The sequence below is a fragment of the Citrobacter amalonaticus genome (assembly GCF_037053465.1).
Lineage (GTDB): Bacteria > Pseudomonadota > Gammaproteobacteria > Enterobacterales > Enterobacteriaceae > Citrobacter_A > Citrobacter_A amalonaticus_H.
This window is the reverse complement of sequence record NZ_JBALIF010000004.1, coordinates 106,382-132,037: the sequence shown is the minus strand read 5'-3', so window position 1 is coordinate 132,037 and position 25,656 is coordinate 106,382. Positions and strand designations below refer to the sequence as shown.

Sequence of the window (25,656 nt, the reverse complement as noted above, 5' to 3'; positions counted from 1 at the left end):
TCTGCAGGCTGGATAAGGCGTTTGATGGCGCTTCTGCGCTCAAGTCCTGTAGGCCGGATAAGGCGTTTACGCTGGCCCAACGTACAGATAGATCGCCAGAAAGTGGCACACGCTGCCGCCCAGCACAAATCCGTGCCAGATAGCGTGGTTGTAGGGAATGCGTTTGCAGACGTAGAAAATCACGCCCAGTGAATAGACCACCCCGCCGACGGCCAGTAGCGTTACCCCTCCCGCCGCCAGCTTGATGGCCAGTTGATACACCACAATCAGCGATAGCCAGCCCATCGTCAGGTAAGTCACCAGCGACAACACCTTAAACCGATGCGCGATAGTGAGTTTGAATAAAATCCCGAGCAGCGCCAGACTCCAGATCACAATCATCAGCCCACGCGCCAGAGCGGAATCCAGCCCCACCAACAGAAACGGCGTATAGGTTCCGGCAATCAGCAGGTAGATCGCGCAGTGGTCGAATTTTTTCAGCCAGATTTTCGCCCGCTGATGAGGAATGGCGTGATACAGCGTCGAGGCCAGAAACAGCAATATCATGCTGCCGCCGTACAGACTGTAACTGGTGATTGCCGTCGCGCTGGCATTCATATCCACCGCCTGAACCAGCAACAGCACCAGACCGACAATACCAAACACCAGCCCGATGCCGTGGCTGATGCTGTTAGCAATTTCCTCCGCCAGTGAATATCCCTGGGCGATGGAGAGTTTCTGGACCATAGCTTAACTCCGAAGAAACGAACACACTCGTGATTGCGCCTCTAGCGTAACTGAGAATAGTTCCAGTGAACACCTGTTAGCTAAAATAATTATCATTTTTTAATTAATATATATAAATCATGGCGTTGAAGTGAAAATTTCAACTAACAGATGTTCATTTAAATCAAAGACATTTAAAATCAATCACATAAAATTGTGACTGATTGGGGTAAATCTCGCTAATCACATGTCTGAGTTCATCCAGCGTCATATTTTCCTGCTGCGCGTGCTTTTCGGTCAGCGTGTCAAGCGTAACGGTCGATGTGGACAACACTTCAATCGTGCAAAAATAGCCATCGTCTTCGAAACGCCCGACTCGCAAAATGTCACCGGTTTTAAAGTGAGATTCAGACTCATCACGAATAGTGATCGTTTTACGTCCTGCCAGAATGTCTTCCTGGAAACGTTGAAAAAAAGTGATGTCATTTGGCTGCATGGTATTATTCCCTGTCGATAAAATCTGATGAGTGAGTTTTGCCATTGTGAGTATGTTCTCCCACGCCGCCATCGCCAGTCTCAACAACATTGAGATGTTGGTCTACAACTATGTCATTAAGAACCGTGACAAAGTCATGTACATGACCATCCGCGAACTGGCTGAAGCGGCGGGAGTTTCAACCACCACCGTGCTGCGCTTTTGTCGCAAGCTTCACTGCGAAGGCTACTCTGAATTTCGCGTACGGTTTAAATTATATTTAGAGCAGAATGAACCGCAACAGGCTAATTTTGGCGCCAGCGAAATAATGAGTTTCTTTCGAGGCGTAAATAACGATGAATTTGATCAATTACTCGATCGGGCGGTAGAAATTATTCTCGCCTCCGAGCGCATTATATTTGTCGGCGCCGGAACCTCTGGTGCGTTAGCGAAATATGGCGCGCGCTTTTTCTCTAATGTCGGAAAATTCAGTAATCATATCGACGATCCTTATTTCCCGGTGACAAACGATATGGCGCGTAATGCGCTGGCGATTGTGTTATCCGTCTCTGGCGAAACCGAAGAGATCCTGAGGTTTGCAGGCCAGTTCAGCCTGCACAACTGCAAGGTGCTTTCGATAACCAGTCATGAGCACTCGCGCCTCGCTAAACTGGCAGACTTTAATCTCTCCTGGCATGTTCCACAAACCCGTATCGCCGGCGTCTACGATATCACCACCCAAATTCCCGTTATTTATATTCTGGAATCACTGGGAAGAAAGCTGGCGAAAAAATTAGCGTAAAAAAACAGACTGTTTTTTGCCGGTAACAAATTACCGTTTCGTTATTTTGTTATATCGTGACATTTACCTTTCCTTTGTTAGACTCAAATCAGTTTGTTTTAATTTGAGATAACGCAACGATGAAAAAACTCACTTTACCGAAAGATTTTCTCTGGGGCGGCGCGGTCGCAGCACATCAGGTGGAAGGCGGCTGGAACAAAGGCGGCAAGGGACCCAGCATTTGTGACGTGCTGACCGGCGGCGCTCATGGGGTACCACGTCAAATCACGCAGCAAGTGGAGCCGGGTAAATACTATCCAAACCATGAAGCCGTCGACTTTTATAGTCGCTATAAGGATGACATCAAACTGTTTGCCGAGATGGGTTTCAAATGCTTTCGCACCTCGATTGCCTGGACCCGAATCTTTCCGCAAGGTGACGAAACGCAGCCAAACGAAGAAGGGCTTAAATTCTACGACGATATGTTCGATGAGCTGCTGAAATACAACATCGAGCCGGTCATTACCCTGTCTCACTTTGAAATGCCGTTGTACCTGGTTCAACAGTACGGCGGCTGGACTAATCGTAAACTCGTTGATTTCTTTGTGCATTTTTCCGAAGTGGTGTTTGAACGCTACAAGCATAAGGTCAAATACTGGATGACCTTCAACGAGATCAACAACCAGCGCAACTGGCGCGCGCCGCTGTTTGGCTACTGCTGTTCCGGGGTGGTGTATACCGGGTATGAAAACCCGGAAGAAACCATGTATCAGGTGCTGCATCACCAGTTTGTCGCCAGCGCGTTAGCCGTAAAAGCCGCCCGTCGCATCAACCCGGAAATGAAAGTGGGCTGTATGCTGGCGATGGTCGCGCTGTATCCCTTCTCCTGCAAACCAGAAGACGTGATGTTTGCACAGGAGTCCATGCGCGAGCGCTATGTATTCACCGACGTTCAGTTGCGCGGTTACTACCCGTCCTATGTCCTCAACGAGTGGGAGCGTCGCGGCTTTAACATTAAAATGGAAGACGGCGATGCCGCGATTCTGCGTGAAGGTACCTGCGATTACCTCGGCTTCAGCTACTACATGACTAACGCGGTGAAGGCCGAAGGCGGCAGCGGCGATGCCATTTCGGGCTTCGAAGGCAGCGTACCGAACCCGCACGTTAAGGCCTCTGACTGGGGATGGCAGATTGATCCAGTCGGCCTGCGCTACTCGCTGTGCGAACTTTACGAGCGCTATCAGAAGCCGCTGTTTATCGTTGAAAATGGCTTTGGGGCTTACGACAACGTGGAAGAAGACGGCAGCATCAACGATGACTACCGAATTGACTATCTTCGCGCGCATGTGGAAGAGATGATGAAAGCGGTAACGTATGATGGAGTGGATCTGATGGGCTATACCCCCTGGGGCTGCATCGACTGCGTCTCCTTTACCACCGGTCAGTACAGCAAGCGCTATGGCTTTATCTATGTGAACAAGCATGACGACGGTACAGGCGACATGTCCCGTTCACGTAAGAAGAGCTTCGACTGGTATAAAGCGGTTATCGCCAGCAACGGCGAGGATCTCTAAGGGATTGCCGGATGGCGCTTACGCTTATCCGGCCTACGAGCCAGAGCGTGTAGGTCGGGTAAGGCAGAGCCGCCACCCGGCAAGATTTTACTTCCCGCCCGCCAGTTCCAGAAAACTGCCCGTGACATACGACGCTTTCTCGCTCAGCAGCCAGGCAATGGCCTGCGCCACCTCTTCCGGCTGTCCGCCGCGCTGCATAGGTAACATCGACTTCACGCGATCCACCCGTCCAGGCTCGCCGCCGGAGGCGTGGATTTCGGTGTAAATGAGACCCGGACGCACACCGTTGACCCGTATACCCTGCGCCGCCACCTCCAGCGCCAGTCCCGTCGTCAGAGAATCGACGGCCCCTTTCGACGCCGCATAGTCAACATATTCCCCCGGCGCGCCCAGACGCGACGCCGCTGACGACACGTTCACAATCGCCCCGCCGTGACCGCCGTGTTTGTGCGACATCCGCTTGACCGCTTCGCGACAGCAGAGGAAATAACCCGTCACGTTGGTCGCCAACACGCGGTTAATCCGCTCGGCAGAGAGGTTTTCGATCGTACTTTGTTCAAACAAAATTCCGGCATTATTGACCAGCGCCACCAGCGGCTCATTTTCACGGTCGATCGATTCGAACATCGCCACGACCTGCGCTTCGTCACTGATATCTGCGCGCAGGGTAAACGCGTTCCCGCCAGCGGCGACTATCTTATTCACCACCTCGGTGGCAGCCCGAATATTATGATGAAAATTAACGGCAACCGTGTAACCCTCATCTGCCAGTTGCAACGCGGTCGCCCGCCCAATGCCACGACTGCCGCCGGTAACCAGTGCGATTCCCATAGCGTTCCCCCAATATGAAAAAGCCGGGTGGCGGCTTCGCCTTACCCGGCCTGTAAATGATTTACTACCGTGGGAAATTACTGGTATTCGCTCATTGGCACGCAGGAGCAGAACAGGTTACGGTCACCGTAAACGTCATCCAGACGCTTCACGGTTGGCCAGTATTTGTTCGCGACACCGGCCGGGAAGACGGCAACTTCACGGCTGTAACTGTGATTCCACTCGGCCACCAGCTCATTCTGGGTATGCGGCGCGTTAACCAGCGGGTTATCGTCCAGCGACCAGACGCCCGCTTTCACACTGTCAATTTCCGCACGAATGGCGAGCATCGCATTAATAAAGCGATCCAGTTCCACTTTACTTTCCGATTCGGTCGGTTCAACCATCAGCGTACCGGCAACCGGGAAGGACATGGTCGGCGCATGGAAACCGTAGTCGATCAGACGCTTGGCAATGTCCAGTTCACTGATGCCGGTCTCTTCTTTCAGCGAACGAATATCAAGAATACACTCGTGCGCCACGCGACCATCGCGACCGGTGTACAGCACCGGGAAAGCCTCTTTCAGACGGCTGGCAATGTAGTTGGCATTCAGAATCGCCACCTGGCTTGCCTGCTTCAGCCCTTCCGCGCCCATCATACGGATGTACATCCAGCTTATCGGCAGGATCGACGCGCTACCAAACGGCGCCGCAGAAACCGCACCCTGACGGGTCAACATTCCTTCAATCTGTACCACGCTGTGCCCCGGAACAAACGGCGCCAGATGGGATTTCACGCCGATCGGCCCCATACCTGGACCGCCGCCGCCATGCGGAATACAGAACGTTTTGTGCAGGTTAAGGTGCGAAACGTCAGCGCCGATAAAGCCAGGAGAGGTGATGCCCACCTGCGCGTTCATGTTCGCGCCGTCGAGATAAACCTGACCGCCAAACTGATGCACAATCTCGCACACTTCGCGGATGGTTTCTTCATACACGCCGTGTGTGGACGGATAAGTCACCATAATGCAGGAGAGATTTTCGCCTGCTTGTCCGGCTTTTTCACGCAGATCGCCGAGATCGATGTTGCCGTTCTTATCACAGGCGACAACGACAACCTGCATACCCGCCATCTGTGCCGAAGCCGGGTTGGTCCCGTGAGCAGACGCCGGGATCAGACAGATATCACGATGACCTTCGTTACGGCTTTCGTGATAATGGCGAATCGCCAGCAGACCCGCGTATTCCCCCTGTGCGCCAGAGTTCGGCTGCATACAGACGGCGTCGTAACCGGTCAGTTTAACCAGCCAGTCAGAAAGTTGAGCGATCATCTGATGATAACCTTCAGCCTGTTCCGGCGGGCAGAACGGATGCAGTTCGGCGAATTCCGGCCAGGTGATGGGGATCATTTCCGCTGCGGCGTTCAGCTTCATGGTGCAGGAACCCAGCGGGATCATCGCCTGGTTCAGCGCCAGATCTTTACGCTCAAGCCCGTGCATATAGCGCATCATTTCGGTTTCGCTGTGATAGCGATTAAACACCGGATGGCTGAGGATGGCGTCATCACGCAGCATGCTTTCCTGAATAGAACGGCTGTCGTACGCCACCTCTTTGTCCAGCGCATCGATATTCAGACCGTGGTTGTCACCGAGCAGTACCGCGAATAATTGCTGTACATTTTCACGGGTGGTGGTTTCATCCAGAGTAATACCCACCGCGTTGTGGATATCGCTACGCAGGTTGATTTCTGCCGCTTGCGCACGCGCCAGTACCGCCGCTTTATCCGCCACGTCTACGCACAGCGTGTCGAAGTAATGGGCATGGCGCAGCTTCATTCCTTTCTGTTGCAGACCCGCTGCCAGGATGTCGGTCAGACGGTGAATACGGCTCGCAATGCGTTTCAGACCCACAGGCCCGTGATAAACGGCATACAGGCTGGCGATATTGGCCAGCAGCACCTGCGAGGTACAAATATTGGAGTTCGCTTTCTCACGACGGATATGCTGCTCGCGCGTCTGCATTGCCATGCGCAGCGCGGTATTACCTGCGGCATCTTTTGATACGCCGATAATACGGCCCGGCATGGAGCGTTTGAATTCATCTTTTGCGGCGAAGAAGGCCGCGTGCGGGCCGCCGTAACCCATCGGAACGCCAAAGCGCTGCGCTGAGCCGAAAACAATGTCCGCGCCCTGTTTGCCCGGCGCGGTCAACAACACCAGCGCCATAAAGTCGGCAGCAACGCTGACGATCACTTTGCGGGACTTCAGTTCGCCAATCAGCGCGCTGTAGTCGTGGACTTCACCGGTGGTTCCCACCTGCTGTAACAGCACGCCGAACACATCCTGGTGATCGAGAACTTTCGCCGCCTCATCCACAATCACATCAAAACCAAAGGTTTCCGCACGTGTGCGAACCACATCCAGCGTCTGCGGGTGTACATCGGCTGCGACGAAGAAACGGTTAGCGTTCTTCAGTTTGCTGACGCGCTTCGCCATCGCCATCGCTTCTGCGGCGGCGGTGGCTTCATCAAGTAGCGATGCGGAGGCCATATCCAGCCCGGTCAGATCCAGCGTCACCTGCTGGAAGTTCAGCAGTGCTTCCAGACGCCCCTGGGACACTTCTGGTTGATACGGCGTATACGCGGTATACCAGCCCGGGTTTTCCAGCATGTTACGCAGGATAACCGGCGGCAACTGCACGGGGGTATAGCCCATACCAATGTACGACGTGAAGCGCTTATTACGCCCGGCGATGACTTTTAATTCAGCCAGCGCAGCGTATTCGGTCGCCGCCTCACCGACCTGCGGCGGGGTCGCGAGCTGAATGTCTTTCGGCACAATCTGGCCTATCAGCGCGTTTAACGACTCGGCGCCAACTGCATTCAGCATCTCTTGCTGCTGCGCGGCGTCCGGTCCGATGTGGCGTTCAATGAAAGCGCCGCTGTTTTCAAGCTGGCTTAACGTCTGTGTCATGGGCGATGGTTCCTGAAACGTGCAGTGAATCGTGATTGTCTGTCTGGTTTGCCCGGTGGCGCTAGCTCTTACCGGGCCTACGCGCGATCTGTAGGCCGGATAAGCGTAAGCGCCATCCGGCATAAGCGTATTTATTCGTCTTCGAGCAGGGCCTCGTACGCAGTGGCATCCAGCAAAGAGTCCAGTTCACTCTCATCGCTGGCTTTGATTTTGAAGATCCAGCCCCCGGCATACGGCTCGCTGTTCACCAGTTCTGGCGAGTCGCTCAGCGCGTCGTTAACGGCCACGATCTCACCGCTTACCGGCGCGTAGATGTCAGAAGCAGCTTTTACTGATTCCGCCACCGCGCAGTCGTCGCCCGCGCTAACGGTCGCTCCCACCTCCGGCAGATCAACGAAAACCATGTCGCCCAGCAGTTCCTGAGCGTGTTCGGTGATACCAACGGTGTAGGAGCCGTCAGCTTCTTTGCGCAGCCATTCGTGTTCTTTGCTGTATTTCAGTTCTGCAGGTACGTTGCTCATCAATTAATCTCCAGAAAGGATGAATCACGCAACGGCTTTGCCGTTACGTACAAAAACAGGTTTAGTCACTTTTACCGGCATTTCACGGTTACGAATCTGCACAATCGCCGTCTCGCCAATGCCCTCCGGCACACGCGCCAGCGCAATGCTGTAACCCAGCGTCGGTGAGAACGTGCCGCTGGTGATAATGCCTTCCTGCTGATTACCCTGCGCGTCAGTGAAACGAACCGGCAGTTCATTACGCAGTACGCCTTTTTCGGTCATCACCAGACCCACCAACTGCTCGTGGCCTTTTTCACGCTGGGCTTCCAGTGCTTCACGACCGATAAAATCACGATCCGCCGGTTCCCAGGCAATGGTCCAGCCCATATTCGCCGCCAGCGGAGAGATCCCTTCGTCCATCTCCTGGCCATAGAGGTTCATACCAGCTTCCAGACGCAGCGTATCGCGCGCGCCCAGACCACATGGTTTAACGCCAGCTTCCACCAATGCACGCCAGAAATCCGCGGCCTTCTCATTTGGCATCGCAATTTCGTAGCCCGCTTCACCGGTATAACCGGTGGTGGCGATGAACAGATCGCCCGCCTGTACACCGAAGAACGGCTTCATACCTTCCACGGCCTTGCGCTGTTCATCAGTGAACAGTGAGGCGGCCTTCGCCTGGGCATTTGGCCCTTGCACCGCAATCAGTGACAAATCGTCACGCACGGTAATGTCGATGGCATAAGGTTCAGCGTGTTGGGTAATCCAGGAGAGGTCTTTTTCGCGGGTGGCGGAGTTTACAACGAGGCGGAAGTAATCTTCGGTAAAGTAATAGACAATCAGGTCATCAATTACGCCCCCCGACGCGTTGAGCATACCGGAATAGAGGGCTTTACCGGTTTTCGTGAGCTTCGCGACGTCATTTGCCAGCAGATAACGCAAGAACTCCCGGGTGCGGCTGCCGTGCAGATCGACAATGGTCATGTGCGACACATCAAACATCCCGGCGTCGGTGCGGACCGCGTGGTGCTCATCAAGTTGAGAACCATAATGCAGCGGCATCATCCAGCCATGAAAATCGACCATGCGCGCGCCGTAAAGCGTATGTTGTTCGTACAAAGGAGTCTGTTGAGCCATCTTGTCCTCATTGAATAAGCGGGGCTGACAACCGTTTCGCGGCAAAATGGTCACCACGAAACCCGGCATCGGGACCACGCCAGGGCCCCGACGCAAACGTTCTCTTTTCCCCTGAACTTACCACTGAAACAGACGCTAAACCATAAGGCAAAATTAACCATCACATTAGCTTATGCCCAAAAAGCGCTAAAACCACGACAGTATAAAAAACCACTTAAAGCGCAATTAACCTCCCTGCAACACAACCATAATGGTATTTATGAAGCACATAGCCATATTAAACGCTAAAAAAATGTCAAAATTCACATTATGGAAAAAACGCTACATTAGAAAATATAATGCGAAAAGGAAGGTGAAATTAGTTTATTTCAAATGAGAAAAGCCTCCCGGCAATCACGCCGGGAGAAGGAAATGTGACGGGTTTCAAATTCTTTCTGGAGGGCGATTATTTAGCGAAGCCATGCGGGGAGATCGTTCAATCCCATCGCCTGGCGAATAAGTTGCGGCTTCACGCCCGGGAGGGTATCTGCCAGCTTAAGACCAATATCACGGAACAGTTTTTTCGCCGGATGGTTGCCCGCAAACAGTTCGCGGAACCCCTGCATTCCGGCCAGCATCATGGCGGCGCTGTGCTTGCGACTACGCTCGTAACGACGCAAATAGAGATGTTGCCCGATATCTTTGCCCTGGCGATGCAGACGCTTAAGTTCTTCCACCAGCTCAGCCGCGTCCATAAAGCCAAGGTTCACTCCCTGACCGGCGAGCGGATGGATGGTATGTGCGGCGTCGCCCACCAGCGCCAGACGATGTGCAGCAAACTGACGCGCATAGCGCCCCGTGAGCGGGAACACCTGTCGTTCGCTTTCCACACTGCAAAGCCCCAGGCGATTATCAAAGGCGATGTTCAGCGCCTGATTAAAGATCTCTGCGCTGGCCTGCTGCATGCGTTCAGCTTCTTCGGGGGAAAGTGACCAGACGATGGAGCACAGATGCGGATCGTGAAGTGGCAAAAACGCCAGGATGCCTTCCCCATGAAATACCTGGCGGGCAACGGCACCATGCGTTTCTTCAGTACGAATGGTCGCAACCAGCGCATGGTGGCGGTAATCCCAGAAGGTCAGCGGAATATCCGCTTTATTGCGTAACCACGAGTTCGCCCCATCAGCGCCAACTACCAGACGAGCGGTCAGCATTGCGCCATCTTTCAACGTCAGGAAGGCTTCGTTTTCGCCCCATGCTACCTGCTGCAATTCGGCGGGTGCCAGCAGCGTAATATCGGCGGATTGCTTCGCCTTTTGCCACAACGCGAAGTGGATGACCTCATTTTCGACAATATGTCCGAGATGGCTGTAGCCCATGCTTTTGTCATCAAATTCAATACGACCAAAGCTGTCTTTGTCCCACACTTCCATCCCGTGATAACAACTGGCGCGGCGGGCCACAATATCAGACCAGACGCCCAGGCGCGTCAGCAGCTTTTCACTGGCAGCATTAATGGCTGACACACGAAGCGCGGGATCGTCATCTGCCGCCAGCGGTTGCGGTTCGCGCTGCTCGATCACAGCGACACGTAATCCGCTACCCAGCAGTCCACACGCGACGGCCAGACCCACCATACCTCCGCCCACGATTGCTACATCAACACTTTGCACTGTTTACTCCTGGAAATCGGAAGCTGTTATTCGTAGGCCGGATACGCCAGGCGCCATCCGGCAAGGTTACCCGCATATAGGCCGGATGACGGCTCCGCGTATCCGTCCTACGGGTGAATTTATCGCGCGATCCAGCCCAGGGTTCGCTGCGCCAGCGCATCACGGGCGGGCGGAAAGAGTTCCATCGCCATGAGTCCCACATTGCGACCCACCACCAGTGGCGCCCAGCGGTTGGCAAACAGATGAACCAGACTGTCCGTCACGCCGACGGTGGTATGACGATCGTCCTGACGACGCTGTTGGTAGCGCGCAAGCACGCCATAGTCACCGATGTCCAGACCCGTCGCCTGTGCAGTCGTCAACGTTTCGGCGAGGCTCATAACATCGCGCAGTCCGAGGTTAAACCCCTGCCCCGCAATCGGGTGTAACGTCTGCGCGGCGTTGCCCACCAGTACGGTACGGTGCGTAAACGGCTTCGCCGCCGTGGTGAGCGAAAGCGGATACGCGCTGCGTTTGCCCGCCTGAGTAATTCGTCCCAACCGCCAGCCAAACGCCGTCTGGAGCTCATGGCAAAAGCGTTCGTCAGACCAGGCCAGAATCGCATCGCGTTGTTCCAACGGATGACACCATACCAGAGAACAACGTCCTTCGGACATCGGCAGCATCGCCAGTGGCCCATGCGCCGTGAACCGTTCAAACGCGCGGCCATTATGTGCAACTGCGGTTGAAACGTTGGCAATCACCGCCAGTTGATCATAAGGCTCCTGCTGCCAGTCAACGCCACAGGCGCTTGCCAGCGCAGAACGCGTCCCATCTGCGGCGACCAGCACACGCCCGCTGATCGATTCGCCCGTTTCCAGCGTCACGTCCACCTGTTCCAGTGAGCGCGACACGCTGGAAACCCTGGCCGGGCAATGCAGCGTGACGCCCGGCGCTTTTCGCAATAAAGCAAAAAGCCGCAGCCCTACGTCGTGCAACTCAACCACCTGACCCAGCGCCGGAATGCGATAATCCTCAGCATCGAGCGTCACAAATCCGGCATGCCCCCGATCGCTGACATGGACCGTATTAATTGCGGTGGCGCAATCGGCAATGGCCTGCCATACGCCAATTCGCGCCAGTTGTTGGCAGGTTCCCGCCGCGAGCGCAATCGCCCGGGCATCAAACCCCGGATGCGTGTCCGCCTCGGGCGCGGTCGCTTCAATCAGATGAACAGGCAATGTTCCCTGACTCAACCGGGAAATGACCAGCGCCAGCGTCGCGCCCACCATGCCACCGCCAACAATGATTACGCTCATGGCTTTCTTGCCGCTGCCATCAACGCTTCAATTTCATCCGCTTTTTTCACTACCCCCGCGGTCAGATTTTCGTTACCGTTTTCCGTTATCAAAATGTCATCTTCGATGCGGATCCCGATACCGCGATAAGCCTCTGGCACGTCGGCATCAGGCGCGATATACAGTCCGGGCTCAACGGTAATCACCATGCCTGGTTTAAGGATGCGGGAACGATCCTGTTCGTATTCACCGACATCATGCACATCCAGCCCCAGCCAGTGGCTCAGCCCGTGCATAAAGAACGGACGATGCGCGTTGTCGGCAATCAGTTGGTCCACGTCACCCTGCAAAACCCCCAGCTTCACCAGACCGGTAATCATAATGCGCACCACTTCGCCGGTGACTTCCTGAATTGAGGTTCCCGGACGGTACAGACGCAAACTGGTTTCCAGCGACTCCAGTACGATGTCATAAATTTCACGCTGCGCGGGGGTAAATTTGCCATTTACCGGGAAGGTTCGCGTGATATCGCCCGCATAACCTTTGTATTCACAGCCCGCATCAATCAACACCAGGGAGCCGTCGCGCAATTCACATTCGTTTTCGGTGTAATGCAGAATGCAGCCATTTTCACCACTGCCGACAATGGTGTTATAGGACGGATAACGTGCGCCATGACGATTGAACTCGTGATGAATTTCGCCTTCCAGATGATATTCAAACATCCCCGGACGGCACTTTTCCATCGCCCGGGTATGTGCCAGCGCGGTGATTTCACCGGCCCGACGCATCACAGCAATCTCTTCCGGCGATTTAATCAGGCGCATTTCATGCACCATCGGACGCCAGTCGGTGAGCGTTGACGGTGCTTTCAGATTCTGGCGAGACCCTTTGCGCAGTTTTTCGAGCGCGGCGAAAACTATCTCATCCGCGTATGCATATTCCCCCTGGGCGTGGTAAACCACATCCAGGCCGTTAAGTAACTGAAATAAATGCTGGTTAATCTCGCTGAAGGCCAGCGCGCGATCCACTGCCAGCTTTTCCGGTGCGGCATCCTGCCCTAAACGACGACCAAACCAGATTTCTGCCGTCAGATCGCGAACACGGTTAAACAGAACGCTGTGATTGTGCGTATCGTCGCTTTTAATCAGTACCAGTACGGCTTCCGGCTCGTTAAAGCCGGTGAAATACCAGAAATCGCTGCTCTGGCGATAGGGATATTCGCTGTCCGCGCTGCGCGTTGCTTCCGGCGCGGCAAAAATCAGCGCGGCGCTACCGGGCCGCATTTGCGCAAGTAATTCCTGACGACGACGTTGATATTCCTGCTGTGTCATGACATGGCCTCTGTTATTGTTTTTACTTATTAGTGTAGGGTCGGTTTACGCACTTCCGGCGCGGTCGGCTGCTGTCGAGTGAAGGTGTCGTGGCACAGCAGCGCAGCGACACGCACGTACTCAATGATCTCTTCAAGCGACATCTCCAGCTCTTCCTGATCTTCTTCTTCGTCGTATCCGAGCTGCGCGATGTTGCGAAGATCGTCGATGGCTTCTCCGGTTTCACCGGTCACTTTATCCAGCTTCGGCTGCGTGACGCCGAGGCCCAGCAGGAAGTGGTTCACCCATCCCGCCAGCGCATCCGCGCGATCGAAGACGCTGACGTCATCGCCCTCAGGCAGATAAAGCTGAAAAAGGAAACCATCATCTTCAAGCGCATCGCTGGTCGCGGCATGCATTTTGCGCAGCGCCTGCGCCAGTTCATGACCGAAGGCTAACCCTTCGTTCGTCAGGTCGTGAAGCAGCGGCTGCCATGAGCTGTCGTTATTACCGCCACAAATCATCCCGCTGATCAAACCGTGAATTTCGGCCGGGGTCAGGCCGGTTCCTTGTTGGTTCAAATACTGGTTCATTTCGGTGTAACCAGGCATTTCGTTCTGTATAGACATACGCATTCGTCATCAAAGGGAGGATATTCATGGTATGCTACCACTTTGGACCCTGGTGAACCAGAATAGGGCTTGTAACTTCACACCAGGGTAGCTATAGTGTCGCCCCTTCGCGGACCCAGGGTCTTGAGACGAAGGCAGCGCAGTCAATCAGCAGGAAGGTGGCATGTCTGCACAACCCGTCGATATCCAAATTTTTGGCCGTTCACTACGAGTGAATTGCCCGCCTGAACAAAGGGATGCGTTGAATCAAGCTGCGGACGATCTGAATCAGCGGTTGCAAGATCTGAAAGTTCGCACTAGAGTCACAAATACTGAGCAACTGGTATTCATAGCCGCACTGAATATTAGCTATGAACTGACTCAGGAAAAAGCGAAGACCCGCGACTACGCGGCGAGCATGGAACAACGTATTCGGATGCTGCAACAGACCATTGAACAGGCACTGCTTGATCAGGGTCGCATAACCGAAAAAACGAACCAAAACTTTGAATAACACTTTTCGGTTTACTATGGTAGAGTGACCGTGAAGACAAAAATTTCTCTGAGATGTTTGCAAGCGGGCCAGTCCCCTGAGCCGATATTTCATACCACAAGAATGTGGCGATCCATGGTTGGTGAGCATGCTCGGTCCGTCCGAGAAGCCTTAAAACTGTGACGACGCATTCACCTTGAACCAAGGGTTCAAGGGTTACAGCCTGCGGCGGCATCTCGGAGATTCTCCTTCTACCTGGCAACAGCCATGACGTTACTTTCCGAACTCCCTTTTTCACGACAAGAAATCCGCCAGATAATCCGGCAACGTCGTCGTGCGCTCTCCCCTTCACAGCAAGCCGCTTTCGGCCAACAAGCCGCAGCACGTATGCTTGCCTATCCGCCCGTTGTGATGGCGCAGACAGTCGCTGTTTTTTTGTCGTTTGATGGCGAACTGGATACTCAGCCGCTGATAGATCAGCTCTGGCGCGCGGGCAAGCGTGTTTATCTCCCGGTTCTTCATCCGTTCAGCCCTGGAAACCTGCTATTTCTGCACTATCATCCACAGAGCGAGCTCATCACCAATCACCTGAAAATTCAGGAGCCTAAACTGGATGTGCGCGATGTTCTGCCCCTTTCGCAACTGGACGTGCTGGTCACGCCGTTAGTGGCGTTTGATGAGCAGGGTCAGCGTCTGGGTATGGGCGGAGGGTTCTATGACCGGACGTTACAAAACTGGCAACAACATGGACTGGCCCCCGTGGGATACGCTCACGATTGCCAGCGGGTGGAAAAACTGCCAGTAGAGGAGTGGGACATCCCCTTACCAGCAGTTGTGACGCCATCAAAAGTGTGGGAGTGGTAGCCACTCCCGTTTCAATCAGTACAGCAGACGTGCGCGAATGGTGCCCGGAATGGCCTTCATCGCCAGCAGCGCTTTTTCCGCCACATCTTCATCAGCTTCAATATCGATAACGACATAGCCCATCTGCGCCGACGTTTGCAGATACTGCGCGGCGATGTTCACCCCCTGCTCAGCAAAAATCTGGTTCAGCGCGGTCAGTACGCCAGGACGATTTTCGTGGATGTGCATCAGGCGACGCCCACCGTGCAGCGGGAGCGACACTTCCGGGAAGTTGACCGCAGAAAGCGTGGAGCCGTTATCGGAATACTTGATCAGTTTACCCGCCACTTCCAGACCGATGTTCTCCTGTGCTTCCTGAGTGGAGCCGCCGATATGCGGCGTCAGGATCACGTTATCAAAGTCGCACAGCGGAGAGGTAAACGGATCGCTGTTGGTCGCCGGTTCGGTCGGGAAGACGTCGATAGCCGCCCCAGCCAGATGTTTGGTTGCCAGCGCATCACAAAGTGCAGGAATATCCACTACCGTTCCGCGCGCGGCGTTGATCAGCAGAGACCCCGGCTTCATCAGGGAGATCTCCTTCGCGCCCATCATATTTTTGGTCGAGGCGTTTTCCGGTACGTGCAGGCTCACCACGTCGCTCATGTTGAGCAGTTCGGAGAGGTGCTGTACCTGAGTGGCGTTACCCAGCGGGAGTTTGTTCTCAATGTCGTAGAAGTAGACATGCATCCCGAGCGATTCCGCCAGGATACCCAGTTGCGTCCCAATGTGGCCGTAACCCACAATCCCGAGACGTTTACCACGCGCTTCAAATGAGCCCGCCGCCACTTTATTCCACACGCCACGGTGCGCCTTGGCGTTAGCTTCCGGTACGCCGCGTAACAGCAGCAGCAGTTCGCCAATCACCAGTTCCGCAACGGAACGGGTATTTGAAAACGGCGCGTTGAACACCGGAATACCGCGTTTTGCGGCAGCAGCCAGATCAACCTGGTTAGTACCAATACAGAAACAGCCGATAGCCACCAGCTTTTCCGCCGCGTTGATCACGTCTGCAGTCAGATGGGTACGGGATCGCAGGCCAATGAAATGGGCATCACGGATGGACTCTTTCAGCTGTTCTGCATCCAGCGCCCCTTTGTGAAATTCGATGTTGGTATAACCTGCCGCACGAAGGCTATCCAGCGCCTTTTGATGGACGCCTTCAACCAGCAGAAATTTAATCTTGTCTTTCTCCAGCGATACCTTTGCCATTTCCCCGACCCTGTCTTTTTATGCAATCTGATGTTGTGTGTGTGGATTTGCATCCGCCCTTCAACATATCAAAAAAAATTATTGCGGCAATATGAACGTTTGCGTCGCACTGCTGAGGAAATATCATTCAGAAGGAAATGCCAGAGGAAAATGCTGGAGATAAGTTTTTCTTTGGAGAAATCAGCAGGGCAACATCAAAAACGTGACACATGTCACCGAATTTGCCCTGCAAAAAAATTTTAACGGAGGAAGCGCTCCGCGCTTCAGATCATTTTACGATGGTTTTGACGCCATCAGCAGTCCCGATTAGCGCAACGTCTGCGCCACGGTTGGCGAACAGACCAACGGTAACGACGCCCGGAATAGCGTTAATGGCATTTTCCATCGCGATCGGATCAAGAATCTCCATGCCGTGTACATCCAGGATAACGTTACCGTTATCGGTGACCACACCCTGGCGGTATTCCGGACGACCGCCCAGCTTGACTAACTGACGGGCCACTGCGCTACGCGCCATCGGAATAACTTCTACCGGCAGCGGGAAGTTACCCAGAATATCCACTTCTTTGGACGCATCGGCGATGCAAATGAATTTTTTCGCGACGGAGGCGATGATTTTTTCACGGGTCAGCGCCGCACCGCCACCTTTGATCATCTGCATGTGGCCGTTGATTTCGTCCGCGCCATCGACATAAACGCCGAGGCTATCCACTTCGTTGAGGTCAAACACAGGAATGCCGAGGCTTTTGAGTTTTTCGGTTGAAGCATCTGAGCTGGAAACCGCCCCTTCAATCTGACCTTTCATGGTGCCCAGCGCGTCAATAAAGTGCGCGGCGGTTGACCCCGTTCCCACGCCCACAATGGTGCCCGGTTGTACATACTGAAGCGCTGCCCATCCTACTGCTTTTTTCAGTTCATCCTGCGTCATGATCGTCTCGCCTGTGTAGAGAAAAATTCAGGCGCATTATAGACCATCGTGTGGAAAAATCTTCCCGCGCACTCTCAGGCTGCGGATTTCGTATTTACCCAAAGCAAATTTATGTCATAGTGCAGAACACACAACATTTTCAGGAGGATGGAAGAGCAATGAAACGTCCGGACTACAGAACATTACAAGCACTGGATGCAGTGATACGTGAACGCGGGTTTGAACGCGCGGCGCAGAAGCTGTGCATCACCCAATCCGCCGTTTCACAACGCATCAAGCAGCTTGAGAATATGTTCGGACAACCCCTGCTGGTCCGTACCGTTCCGCCCCGTCCGACCGAGCAAGGACAAAAACTGCTGGCGCTACTTCGTCAGGTGGAACTACTGGAAGAAGAGTGGCTGGGCGATGAGCAAACTGGTTCTACGCCGCTGCTGCTGTCGCTGGCGGTCAACGCCGACAGTCTCGCGACCTGGCTGCTGCCTGCGCTTGCACCCGTGCTGGCGGATTCCCCCATTCGCCTGAATCTACAGGTGGAAGATGAAACGCGAACTCAGGAAAGACTGCGCCGCGGTGAAGTGGTGGGGGCCGTGAGTATTCAGCATCAGGCGCTGCCAAGCTGTCTGGTGGATAAACTCGGCGCTCTTGACTATCTGTTTGTCGGGTCAAAAGCGTTTGCGGACCGCTATTTTCCGAATGGCGTTACCCGCTCGGCGCTGCTGAAAGCCCCCGCGGTGGCATTTGATCACCTCGATGACATGCATCAGGCTTTCCTGCAACAGAACTTTGATTTACCGCCAGGCAGCGTGCCGTGCCATATCGTGAACTCATCGGAAGCCTTCGTCCAACTGGCGCGTCAGGGGACCACCTGCTGTATGATCCCGCATCTGCAAATTGAGAAAGAGCTGGAAAGCGGCGAACTGATTGACCTGACGCCAGGCCTGTTCCAGCGCCGGATGCTCTACTGGCATCGGTTTGCGCCAGAAAGCCGTATGATGCGCAACGTTACCGACGCGCTGTTAGCCTATGGTCACAAAGTGCTACGTCAGGACTGAGCGCGCCCAGGTTTCTCTGAGTAAAAATGCCGGAGCTCATCGAATTGCAGGGCGAATTCAATGTAGCTCATCAGCGCGGGGGAGTTCAGTTTTCGGCTGGGGTAGACCAGCCAGAGATCGTTTCCTGCCACCGTCCAGTCCGGCAATACCGATACCAGATTGCCCTTCTCAATATGGTCTTCCAGCATAAACGCCGGCAGCAGCGTAATCCCCGCGCCCGCTGCGGCGCTTTCACGGGCATACACCAGATTATCCGTCAGATGAACGCGCTCTGGCATGTGCTGGTAATCTTCATCGCCACGGTGGAATAACCACTCCGACCAGGCTTTGTGCGCAATACAGTGATGGTCGACCAACTGGCGGGGATGGTTAAGCGGCGCAAATCGTGACAGGTAGTGTGGCGAGGCCAGAAGATAGCGCGGGCAGTGACCAATCATACGTCCAATCAACGACGAATCCTGCGGTTTGCCGGTACGCAGCGCAACATCGAAGCCACTATCAACTAAATCCAGCATTTCATCAGAAATACTGACCTCAAGCGAGACGTCAGGGTAATGCTGCTGGAACCGGGTGTTCAGGCGCGCCAGCAAGGTCGCGCCGATACCCGCCGGAGAGGTAATACGCAGGCGTCCGCTGGGATTATCGCGCAGCCGCTGCACCGCATACTCCGCACGTTCGCTGGCGGCGAGAATTTCACGGCAGTGCACCAGATAGTGTTCACCCGCGTATGTCAGGTTAAGTTTGCGGGTGGTGCGATTGATCAGGCGAATCCCGACATGCTGTTCAAGCTGGCTGATGCGCTGGCTGACGCTTGATTTCGGCAGCCCCGCCTTTTGCGCGGCGACGGTAAAACTGCCGTGTTCAGCGACCAGGGCAAACAGCGCCATATCCTGCAAATGCTTAAACATCGCGTTCACCCCGGGGAATCAGTTACCCCTGTTCGCCCATCATCTCTTTGACCAGTTCGACGCAGCGCAGGAAGCGACCGTCGTAATCCGCCTCTTCGACATGCACAAAATCGATATTATTCTCGCGCAGCATCTCCACCAGCAGCGTCTGAAACTCTTTGCGATCCACGGAGCTGCCGAGGCTGCGCAAGCCGTCAGCCACCCACGGCGTGTTGTTTTCCAGCAGGATCACCAGATCAAAGCGGTACTCGTCGATCAGCGCCTGCACAAACGGATGCTCCCGCCCTTCATACTTTTTGCAGAAGGCCTGCGTGGTGACGAAGTCGGTATCAATAAACGCCACTTTATTGGCGTATTTCACTGCGAAATCAATATATTGCGCGTGACCCAGCGCGATTTTGTCGTAATCGGAATATTGCAACGCCATCTCATCGCCCCCGAGGTGAGAGAAGACATAGTCGCGGCCATACTCCCAGGCGCTGGTGGTATTGAAGATATTCGCCAGCTTGTTAACCAGCGTCGATTTCCCGCTCGACTCGCCCCCCAGCACCGCCACAGTACGCACGAAAAACGGCTTCACTTCCGTCGGGATGTATTCCCAGTAGCGGAAAGGATTTTCACGAATTTGCGCACCGCTGATGCTCATGAATGTCCGTCTGGGATCGATAAGTATCGTCTCAATGCCCAGATGCTCCAGATATTGCGGCGCATCGGCTTCTTCCGAGGTATAGATCCAGTTGGGCTGAATGCCCTTTTCCGCCATAAACGATTTGATTCCCTCGCTCCAGACGTCCCAGCCGTGCGGATAAGGTTCCATGCCCTCTTCGTTGAACGCATGAATGCGGATATTTTTCTGGTATTTGAACGTCTGTAGCAGCCAGCGCAGGCGATCTGAAACGGTCGGTTGTTGCGACATCGCACTGTCTTCAAACAGCGCACGGTCACGGGTATCGTCATACCCCATGATGATGTGCAGCTCGTCCACCTGGCTACAGGCGCGCTGGATCAGATAGATATGACCGGTATGCAGCGGATAAAATTTGCCGAACACCACGCCAATATTTTTCTGCTGGCGGGGAAACTCCAGCCCGAGAAAACGATGCAGCGCTTCCAGCTTTTGCGCGCTGGGACTTTTGATCTTGGCATTGAGAAGCTGACTGAGATAGCCCTTGGTCATTCCACTGGCATCCGCCACTTGTTGCAGGGTACAGCCCTTTTGCTTAATCGCGGTTTTGAGATAATCAAATGACGACATGGGTAACCTCCGTTTCACTTATTATAAGTCGTCAAATACGTTTAACGCATCCGCCAGCTTCTTAACGCCAAAGACCTGCATCCCTTCTGGCGGTTTTTTCGGCACGTTGGCCGCCGGGACAATCGCGCGGCGAAAACCGTGTTTCGCAGCTTCTGAAATCCGCTCCTGACCGCTTGGCACCGGACGAATTTCTCCCGCCAGACCTACTTCGCCAAAGACCACCAAATCCTGCGGCAGCGGCCTGTCGCGCAGACTGGAGACCATCGCCAACAGCAGTGCGAGATCGGCACTGGTTTCTGTGACTTTAACGCCGCCCACCACGTTGACGAACACGTCCTGATCCGCCATTTGCAGACCACCGTGGCGATGGAGCACGGCCAGCAGAATCGCCAGACGGTTCTGTTCCAGACCGACAGCCACGCGCCGCGGGTTGGCCATCATCGAGTGATCGACCAGCGCCTGAATCTCCACTAATAGCGGCCGCGTCCCTTCCCAGACCACCATCACTGAACTGCCAGAGGTGACTTCATCGCCACGGCTCAGGAAGATTGCCGACGGGTTGCTCACTTCGCGCAATCCCTGTTCGGTCATGGCAAAAACACCGAGTTCATTCACCGCGCCAAAACGGTTCTTGTGGCTGCGCAGAGTACGAAAACGGGAGTCAGCATCGCCATCCAGCAAGACCGAGCAGTCGATGCAGTGCTCAAGCACTTTTGGCCCGGCCAGCGAGCCGTCTTTGGTAACGTGACCGACCATCACAATCGCCACGCCACGCGTCTTGGCAAAGCGCGTCAGGTAGGCCGCCGTCTCTCGCACCTGCGCCACGCTACCGGGCGATGACTGGATATCCGCCATGTGCATCACCTGGATGGAGTCAATAACCATCAGCTTCGGCTGCTCTTCTTCCGCAATCAGGCAAATCTGCTCAATACTGGTTTCCGAGAGCATATTGAGGTTGTTGGTCGGAAGTCCCAGACGGTGCGCACGCATTGCCACCTGTTGCAGGGATTCCTCACCGGTGACATACAGGGTTTTCATCTGCTCGGCGAGCTTACACAGCGTCTGTAACAACAGCGTCGATTTCCCCGCCCCGGGGTTACCGCCGATCAGAATGGCGCTGCCGGGAACAACGCCGCCGCCCAACACGCGGTCAAACTCTTTAAAACCAGTGGAAAAACGCGGCAGTTCCTCAAGGCTGATATCGGAAAGCTTCTGCACTTTCGCGACGCCCGCGCTCCCGGCATAGCCACTCAGCCGCTCATTACGCGCCACCGTTGGCGAGGCGGCCAGGCGCACCTCAGTAATGGTGTTCCAGGCATGACAGGCGCTGCACTGGCCCTGCCAGCGCGGATAATCCGCCCCGCATTCGTTACACACAAAGGCGCGTTTTGGAGCTTTTGCCACGGTTTACCTCGTTATCTCTGTACTGCCTGTGTGCCGGATGGCGGCTGCGCCTTCTCCGGCCTACACCCTAATACCAGCCGGTATCTCACTTATTTCTGGTTCAAGCTGCCCGAGAGAATGCAGAACACCCCCATCAGATCAGCGTGACGGATCGTAATTTCCGTCTTTTCATTCACTTTCGGCTTGGCATGGTACGCAATCCCCAGACCCGCCGTTTTGATCATCGGCAGATCGTTGGCGCCATCGCCAATCGCCACCGTCTGCGCCAGAGGAATTTCGTATTCCTGCGCCAGACGCGTCAGGGTGTTGGCCTTGTACTGGGCGTCAACAATATCGCCAATCACATTGCCGGTTAATTTACCGTCTACTATCTCCAGTTCATTTGCCACAACGGCGGTCAGACGTAGCTTCTCGCGCAGGTATTCAGCAAAGAAGGTAAAGCCACCGGAAGCAATCGCCACCTTCCAGCCGAGCGTTTCCAGCTTAAGTACCAGTTGCGTCAGGCCCGGCATCAGCGGCAAACTCTCGCGCACCTGATGCAAAATATGGGCATCCGCGCCTTTTAGCGTCGCCACGCGGCTACGCAGGCTGGCGGTGAAGTCGAGTTCGCCGCGCATCGCGCGTTCCGTCACTTCCGCTACCATGTCGCCAGTGCCTGCCAGTTTAGCAATTTCATCAATGCACTCGATCTGAATCGCGGTAGAATCCATGTCCATCACCAACAGGCCCGGGGTGCGCAGATGCGGAATTTTTCCCAGCGGGGCGACGTCCAGTTGCGCATCGTGCGCCAGCTTTGTGGCGCGAGACGTCAATGAACCGGCCAGACGAATGACCTGATAATCTTCAACGCACCACGCGGCGACAATCACCATCGCCGCGCCCAGTTTGCTTTGATACTGGGTCAGGCGTTGTTTATCCAGCCCGCGTCCGTACAGAAGCCAGCCGCTACGTCCTGCGTGATAATCCAGTGGCATCACCTCGTCACCACTTAAAGAGAGGGGCAAACCTGGCCATAAAGAGACATCTTCAGGCAAATCGCACCAGGTAATGTTAGGCATTAAAGCTCCTGTAAAATCGTTCGGGCCGGGAAGGTTCCTGGGGAAAATAACGCATGAGGCTACCTTGTAACCATCGCTTCTGGCAACATTAAGCCTCAAATTTTCAGCAGGTGGAATATGGCTCGCGCAAAACTGAAATTCCGACTTCATCGTGCAGTGATTGTATTGTTCTGTCTCGCACTGCTGGTTGTGCTTATGCAGGGCGCCTCATGGTTTAGTCAAAATCACCAACGGCAGCGCAATCCTCAGCTTGAAGAACTGGCCCGCACGCTGGCGCGACAGGTGACATTGAACATCGCGCCGCTGATGCGCACTGAAACGCCCGATGAAAAGCGGATCCAAAACATCCTGCTCCAGTTGACCCATGAAAGCCGGATCCTCGACGCCGGTGTTTACGATGAACAAGGCGATATGATCGCCCGGGCGGGAGAAAGCGTAAATGTTCGCGACCGTCTGGCGCTGGACGGTAAAAAAGCTGGCGGCTACTTCAACCAGCAGATCGTCGAACCCATTGAGGGAAAAAATGGCCCGCTGGGTTATCTGCGTCTGACGCTGGATACACACACATTAGCCACCGAGGCAAAGCAGGTGGATAACACCACTAACATTCTACGTCTGATGCTGCTGCTTTCACTGGCTATCGGCGTGGTGCTGACCCGCACGCTGTTGCAGGGGAAACGTACCCGCTGGCAGCAATCGCCCTTCCTGTTAACCGCCAGCAAGTCGGTGCCGGAAGAGGATGAAAGCGAGAAAAAAGAGTAAATTTTTACAGGAAAGGAAAACTGACATGTCGACACTTCGCCTGCTTATTTCTGACTCTTACGATCCCTGGTTTAACCTGGCGGTCGAAGAGTGCATTTTCCGCCAGATGCCCGCCACACAGCGCGTGCTGTTTTTGTGGCGCAATGCCGATACGGTGGTGATTGGTCGCGCGCAAAACCCGTGGAAAGAGTGTAATACCCGACGGATGGAGGAGGACAACGTGCGTCTGGCGCGCCGCAGCAGCGGCGGTGGCGCGGTGTTCCACGATCTCGGTAATACCTGTTTTACCTTTATGGCCGGGAAACCGGAATACGATAAGACCATATCGACCGCGATTGTCCCGAATGCGCTTCATGCGCTGGGCGTGACGGCAGAGGCTTCCGGACGTAACGATCTGGTGGTGAAAACGCCTGATGGCGATCGTAAAGTTTCTGGTTCCGCCTATCGCGAAACCAAAGATCGCGGTTTCCATCACGGCACACTGTTGTTGAATGCGGATCTGAGTCGACTGGCAAACTACCTGAATCCGGATAAAAAGAAGCTGGCCGCAAAAGGCATCACCTCCGTCCGTTCCCGTGTCGCCAATCTTACCGAACTGCTGCCAGGCATTACGCATCAACAGGTATGTGCGGCGGTGACAGAAGCCTTTTTCACCCATTATGGCGAGCGCGTGGAAGCCGAAGTAATCTCCCCGGACAACACGCCGGATCTGCCCAACTTCGCCGAAACCTTCGCGCGTCAAAGCAGTTGGGAGTGGAACTTTGGTCAGGCGCCGGCTTTTTCGCATCTGCTTGATGAACGATTTACCTGGGGAGGCGTTGAGCTGCACTTTGACGTCGAGAAAGGCCATATCACCCGTACGCAGGTCTTTACCGACAGTCTGAATCCGGCGCCATTAGAAGCACTGGCAGAACGTTTACAGGGCGGTTTGTATCGCGCGGACAGTCTGCAACAGGCGTGCGAAGCAGTGATAGCCGATTTCCCGGAACAGGGAAAAGAGATGCGGGAACTGTCAGCGTGGATTATGAAAGCGGTTCGATAATAGCAATGCGGTCTGTAGGCCGGGTAAGGCGAAGCCGCCACCCGGCTTTTTTGCCCGGTGGCGTTACTGCTTACCGGGCCTACACTGTCCTGAACGAAAATTACGCTTTGTCGCCCAGCAGAACGGACTCCAGCGCGATTTTGATCATGTCATTGAACGTGGTCTGACGCTCAGCGGCAGTGGTCTGCTCGTGAGTACGGATGTGGTCAGACACGGTGCAGATAGTCAGCGCTTTCGCACCAAATTCTGCCGCCACGCCGTAGATACCCGCGGCTTCCATTTCCACGCCCAGGATGCCGTATTTTTCCATCACGTCGAACATTTCGCCGTCCGGAGAGTAGAACAGATCCGCAGAGAACAGGTTGCCGACGCGCGCGTCCACACCCAGTGCTTTTGCCGCTTCAACCGCGTCGCGTACCATGCCGAAATCAGCAATAGCGGCAAAATCATGGTCTTTGAAACGAATGCGGTTCACTTTGGAATCGGTGCAGGCACCCATACCAATCACCACGTCACGCAGTTTCACATCGGCGCGAACGGCACCACAGGATCCAACGCGAATGATTTTCTTCACGCCGAAATCGGTGATCAGCTCTTTGGTGTAGATGGAGCAGGACGGGATACCCATACCGTGACCCATCACGGAGATCTTACGGCCTTTGTAAGTCCCGGTGAAACCTAACATGCCGCGAACGTTATTCACTTCACGCACGTCTTCGAGGAACGTTTCCGCGATATGCTTTGCGCGCAGCGGGTCGCCCGGCATCAATACGACGTCAGCGAAATCACCCATTTCTGCATTAATGTGAGGAGTTGCCATCTTCAGTTCCTT

At 54.6% G+C, this 25,656-nt stretch carries 25 protein-coding genes and 1 other RNA gene; 9 read left to right on the top strand and 17 right to left on the bottom strand.

Features of this window, described 5'->3' with window-relative positions; genetic code table 11:
- Positions 1-66: 66 nt before the first annotated feature.
- Positions 67-726: a PAQR family membrane homeostasis protein TrhA gene (gene trhA, locus WB371_RS08390; RefSeq protein ID WP_336219614.1), complete on the bottom strand. Its 660-nt coding sequence runs from the start codon at positions 724-726 to the stop codon at positions 67-69.
- Between the two features lie 163 nt (positions 727-889).
- Positions 890-1,201 (bottom strand): N(4)-acetylcytidine aminohydrolase, encoded by a 312-nt coding sequence (yqfB, locus tag WB371_RS08385; RefSeq protein ID WP_336219857.1) that lies wholly within the window; start codon positions 1,199-1,201, stop codon positions 890-892.
- 52 nt (positions 1,202-1,253) lie between these two features.
- Here yqfB and WB371_RS08380 point away from each other — a divergent pair, with 52 nt between their 5' ends.
- A complete protein-coding gene (locus tag WB371_RS08380) occupies positions 1,254-1,982 on the top strand; it encodes a MurR/RpiR family transcriptional regulator (RefSeq protein ID WP_336219856.1) in 729 nt (242 codons plus the stop codon).
- Positions 1,983-2,101: 119 nt separating this feature from the next.
- Complete coding sequence (locus WB371_RS08375) at positions 2,102-3,535, top strand: 6-phospho-beta-glucosidase (RefSeq protein ID WP_336219613.1); 1,434 nt, start codon at positions 2,102-2,104, stop codon at positions 3,533-3,535.
- 87 nt (positions 3,536-3,622) lie between these two features.
- Here WB371_RS08375 and WB371_RS08370 read toward each other — a convergent pair whose 3' ends face one another.
- The 4 genes from WB371_RS08370 to gcvT all read right to left on the bottom strand — a co-directional run bounded on the left by WB371_RS08370 (position 3,623) and on the right by gcvT (position 8,957).
- Positions 3,623-4,366 carry an SDR family oxidoreductase gene (locus tag WB371_RS08370; protein WP_042999359.1) on the bottom strand — a complete coding sequence of 248 codons (744 nt, stop codon included), beginning with the start codon at positions 4,364-4,366 and terminating at the stop codon, positions 3,623-3,625.
- Positions 4,367-4,443: 77 nt separating this feature from the next.
- Positions 4,444-7,317 carry an aminomethyl-transferring glycine dehydrogenase gene (gene gcvP, locus WB371_RS08365; protein WP_336219612.1) on the bottom strand — a complete coding sequence of 958 codons (2,874 nt, stop codon included), beginning with the start codon at positions 7,315-7,317 and terminating at the stop codon, positions 4,444-4,446.
- A 131-nt stretch (positions 7,318-7,448) separates the two neighbouring features.
- A complete protein-coding gene (gcvH, locus tag WB371_RS08360; RefSeq protein ID WP_336219611.1) occupies positions 7,449-7,838 on the bottom strand; it encodes a glycine cleavage system protein GcvH in 390 nt (129 codons plus the stop codon).
- A gap of 24 nt (positions 7,839-7,862) precedes the next feature.
- Positions 7,863-8,957, bottom strand: a complete 1,095-nt coding sequence (gene gcvT, locus WB371_RS08355) for a glycine cleavage system aminomethyltransferase GcvT (RefSeq protein WP_336219610.1) — start codon at positions 8,955-8,957, stop codon at positions 7,863-7,865.
- Positions 8,958-9,207: 250 nt separating this feature from the next.
- Between gcvT and WB371_RS23780 the strand changes: the two genes are divergently transcribed.
- The gene (locus WB371_RS23780; RefSeq protein WP_420704034.1) at positions 9,208-9,333 is read left to right on the top strand and encodes a hypothetical protein; all 126 of its coding nucleotides are present in this window, start codon (positions 9,208-9,210) and stop codon (positions 9,331-9,333) included.
- 73 nt (positions 9,334-9,406) lie between these two features.
- On the opposite strand, the gene ubiI is transcribed toward WB371_RS23780, so the two are convergent.
- From ubiI to WB371_RS08335, 4 genes are all read right to left on the bottom strand, one after another.
- Positions 9,407-10,609 carry an FAD-dependent 2-octaprenylphenol hydroxylase gene (ubiI, locus tag WB371_RS08350; protein ID WP_336219609.1) on the bottom strand — a complete coding sequence of 401 codons (1,203 nt, stop codon included), beginning with the start codon at positions 10,607-10,609 and terminating at the stop codon, positions 9,407-9,409.
- Between the two features lie 119 nt (positions 10,610-10,728).
- Positions 10,729-11,907 (bottom strand): 2-octaprenyl-6-methoxyphenyl hydroxylase, encoded by a 1,179-nt coding sequence (ubiH, locus tag WB371_RS08345; RefSeq protein ID WP_336219608.1) that lies wholly within the window; start codon positions 11,905-11,907, stop codon positions 10,729-10,731.
- Positions 11,904-13,220, bottom strand: coding sequence for a Xaa-Pro aminopeptidase (gene pepP, locus WB371_RS08340; RefSeq protein ID WP_336219607.1), 1,317 nt, complete (start codon positions 13,218-13,220; stop codon positions 11,904-11,906). Before pepP ends, ubiH begins: the two co-directional genes overlap by 4 nt.
- Before the next feature lie 29 nt (positions 13,221-13,249).
- Positions 13,250-13,828, bottom strand: coding sequence for a YecA family protein (locus WB371_RS08335; RefSeq protein WP_336219606.1), 579 nt, complete (start codon positions 13,826-13,828; stop codon positions 13,250-13,252).
- Between the two features lie 166 nt (positions 13,829-13,994).
- Here WB371_RS08335 and zapA point away from each other — a divergent pair, with 166 nt between their 5' ends.
- The 3 genes from zapA to WB371_RS08320 all read left to right on the top strand — a co-directional run bounded on the left by zapA (position 13,995) and on the right by WB371_RS08320 (position 15,167).
- Complete coding sequence (zapA, locus tag WB371_RS08330) at positions 13,995-14,324, top strand: cell division protein ZapA (protein ID WP_046486997.1); 330 nt, start codon at positions 13,995-13,997, stop codon at positions 14,322-14,324.
- A gap of 42 nt (positions 14,325-14,366) precedes the next feature.
- Positions 14,367-14,550: non-coding RNA, 6S RNA (gene ssrS, locus WB371_RS08325), on the top strand.
- Between the two features lie 20 nt (positions 14,551-14,570).
- Positions 14,571-15,167, top strand: coding sequence for a 5-formyltetrahydrofolate cyclo-ligase (locus tag WB371_RS08320; protein WP_336219605.1), 597 nt, complete (start codon positions 14,571-14,573; stop codon positions 15,165-15,167).
- Between the two features lie 15 nt (positions 15,168-15,182).
- Here the strand turns inward: WB371_RS08320 and serA are convergent, their stop codons facing one another.
- Positions 15,183-16,415, bottom strand: a complete 1,233-nt coding sequence (gene serA, locus WB371_RS08315) for a phosphoglycerate dehydrogenase (RefSeq protein ID WP_336219604.1) — start codon at positions 16,413-16,415, stop codon at positions 15,183-15,185.
- 268 nt (positions 16,416-16,683) lie between these two features.
- Positions 16,684-17,343 (bottom strand): ribose-5-phosphate isomerase RpiA, encoded by a 660-nt coding sequence (rpiA, locus tag WB371_RS08310; protein ID WP_336219603.1) that lies wholly within the window; start codon positions 17,341-17,343, stop codon positions 16,684-16,686.
- Between the two features lie 158 nt (positions 17,344-17,501).
- Here rpiA and argP point away from each other — a divergent pair, with 158 nt between their 5' ends.
- Positions 17,502-18,395, top strand: a complete 894-nt coding sequence (gene argP / locus WB371_RS08305) for a DNA-binding transcriptional regulator ArgP (RefSeq protein WP_336219602.1) — start codon at positions 17,502-17,504, stop codon at positions 18,393-18,395.
- Here argP and WB371_RS08300 read toward each other — a convergent pair.
- The 4 genes from WB371_RS08300 to serB all read right to left on the bottom strand — a co-directional run bounded on the left by WB371_RS08300 (position 18,386) and on the right by serB (position 23,020).
- Positions 18,386-19,303, bottom strand: a complete 918-nt coding sequence (locus WB371_RS08300; RefSeq protein ID WP_336219601.1) for a LysR family transcriptional regulator — start codon at positions 19,301-19,303, stop codon at positions 18,386-18,388. The genes argP and WB371_RS08300 overlap by 10 nt on opposite strands.
- 22 nt (positions 19,304-19,325) lie before the next feature.
- The gene (nadR, locus tag WB371_RS08295; protein ID WP_336219600.1) at positions 19,326-20,558 is read right to left on the bottom strand and encodes a multifunctional transcriptional regulator/nicotinamide-nucleotide adenylyltransferase/ribosylnicotinamide kinase NadR; all 1,233 of its coding nucleotides are present in this window, start codon (positions 20,556-20,558) and stop codon (positions 19,326-19,328) included.
- Between the two features lie 21 nt (positions 20,559-20,579).
- Positions 20,580-21,962: a DNA repair protein RadA gene (gene radA / locus WB371_RS08290; protein WP_044253979.1), complete on the bottom strand. Its 1,383-nt coding sequence runs from the start codon at positions 21,960-21,962 to the stop codon at positions 20,580-20,582.
- Positions 21,963-22,051: 89 nt separating this feature from the next.
- Entirely contained in the window at positions 22,052-23,020 is a 969-nt protein-coding gene (gene serB / locus WB371_RS08285) for a phosphoserine phosphatase (protein ID WP_336219599.1), read from the bottom strand.
- Positions 23,021-23,137: 117 nt separating this feature from the next.
- Here serB and WB371_RS08280 point away from each other — a divergent pair, with 117 nt between their 5' ends.
- Together WB371_RS08280 and lplA are read left to right on the top strand one after the other, a co-directional pair.
- Positions 23,138-23,782 carry a YtjB family periplasmic protein gene (locus WB371_RS08280; RefSeq protein WP_336219598.1) on the top strand — a complete coding sequence of 215 codons (645 nt, stop codon included), beginning with the start codon at positions 23,138-23,140 and terminating at the stop codon, positions 23,780-23,782.
- A gap of 25 nt (positions 23,783-23,807) precedes the next feature.
- Positions 23,808-24,824 (top strand): lipoate--protein ligase LplA, encoded by a 1,017-nt coding sequence (gene lplA / locus WB371_RS08275; RefSeq protein WP_336219597.1) that lies wholly within the window; start codon positions 23,808-23,810, stop codon positions 24,822-24,824.
- Positions 24,825-24,924: 100 nt separating this feature from the next.
- Here the strand turns inward: lplA and deoD are convergent, their stop codons facing one another.
- Complete coding sequence (deoD, locus tag WB371_RS08270; RefSeq protein ID WP_061075292.1) at positions 24,925-25,644, bottom strand: purine-nucleoside phosphorylase; 720 nt, start codon at positions 25,642-25,644, stop codon at positions 24,925-24,927.
- Positions 25,645-25,656 lie beyond the last annotated feature (12 nt).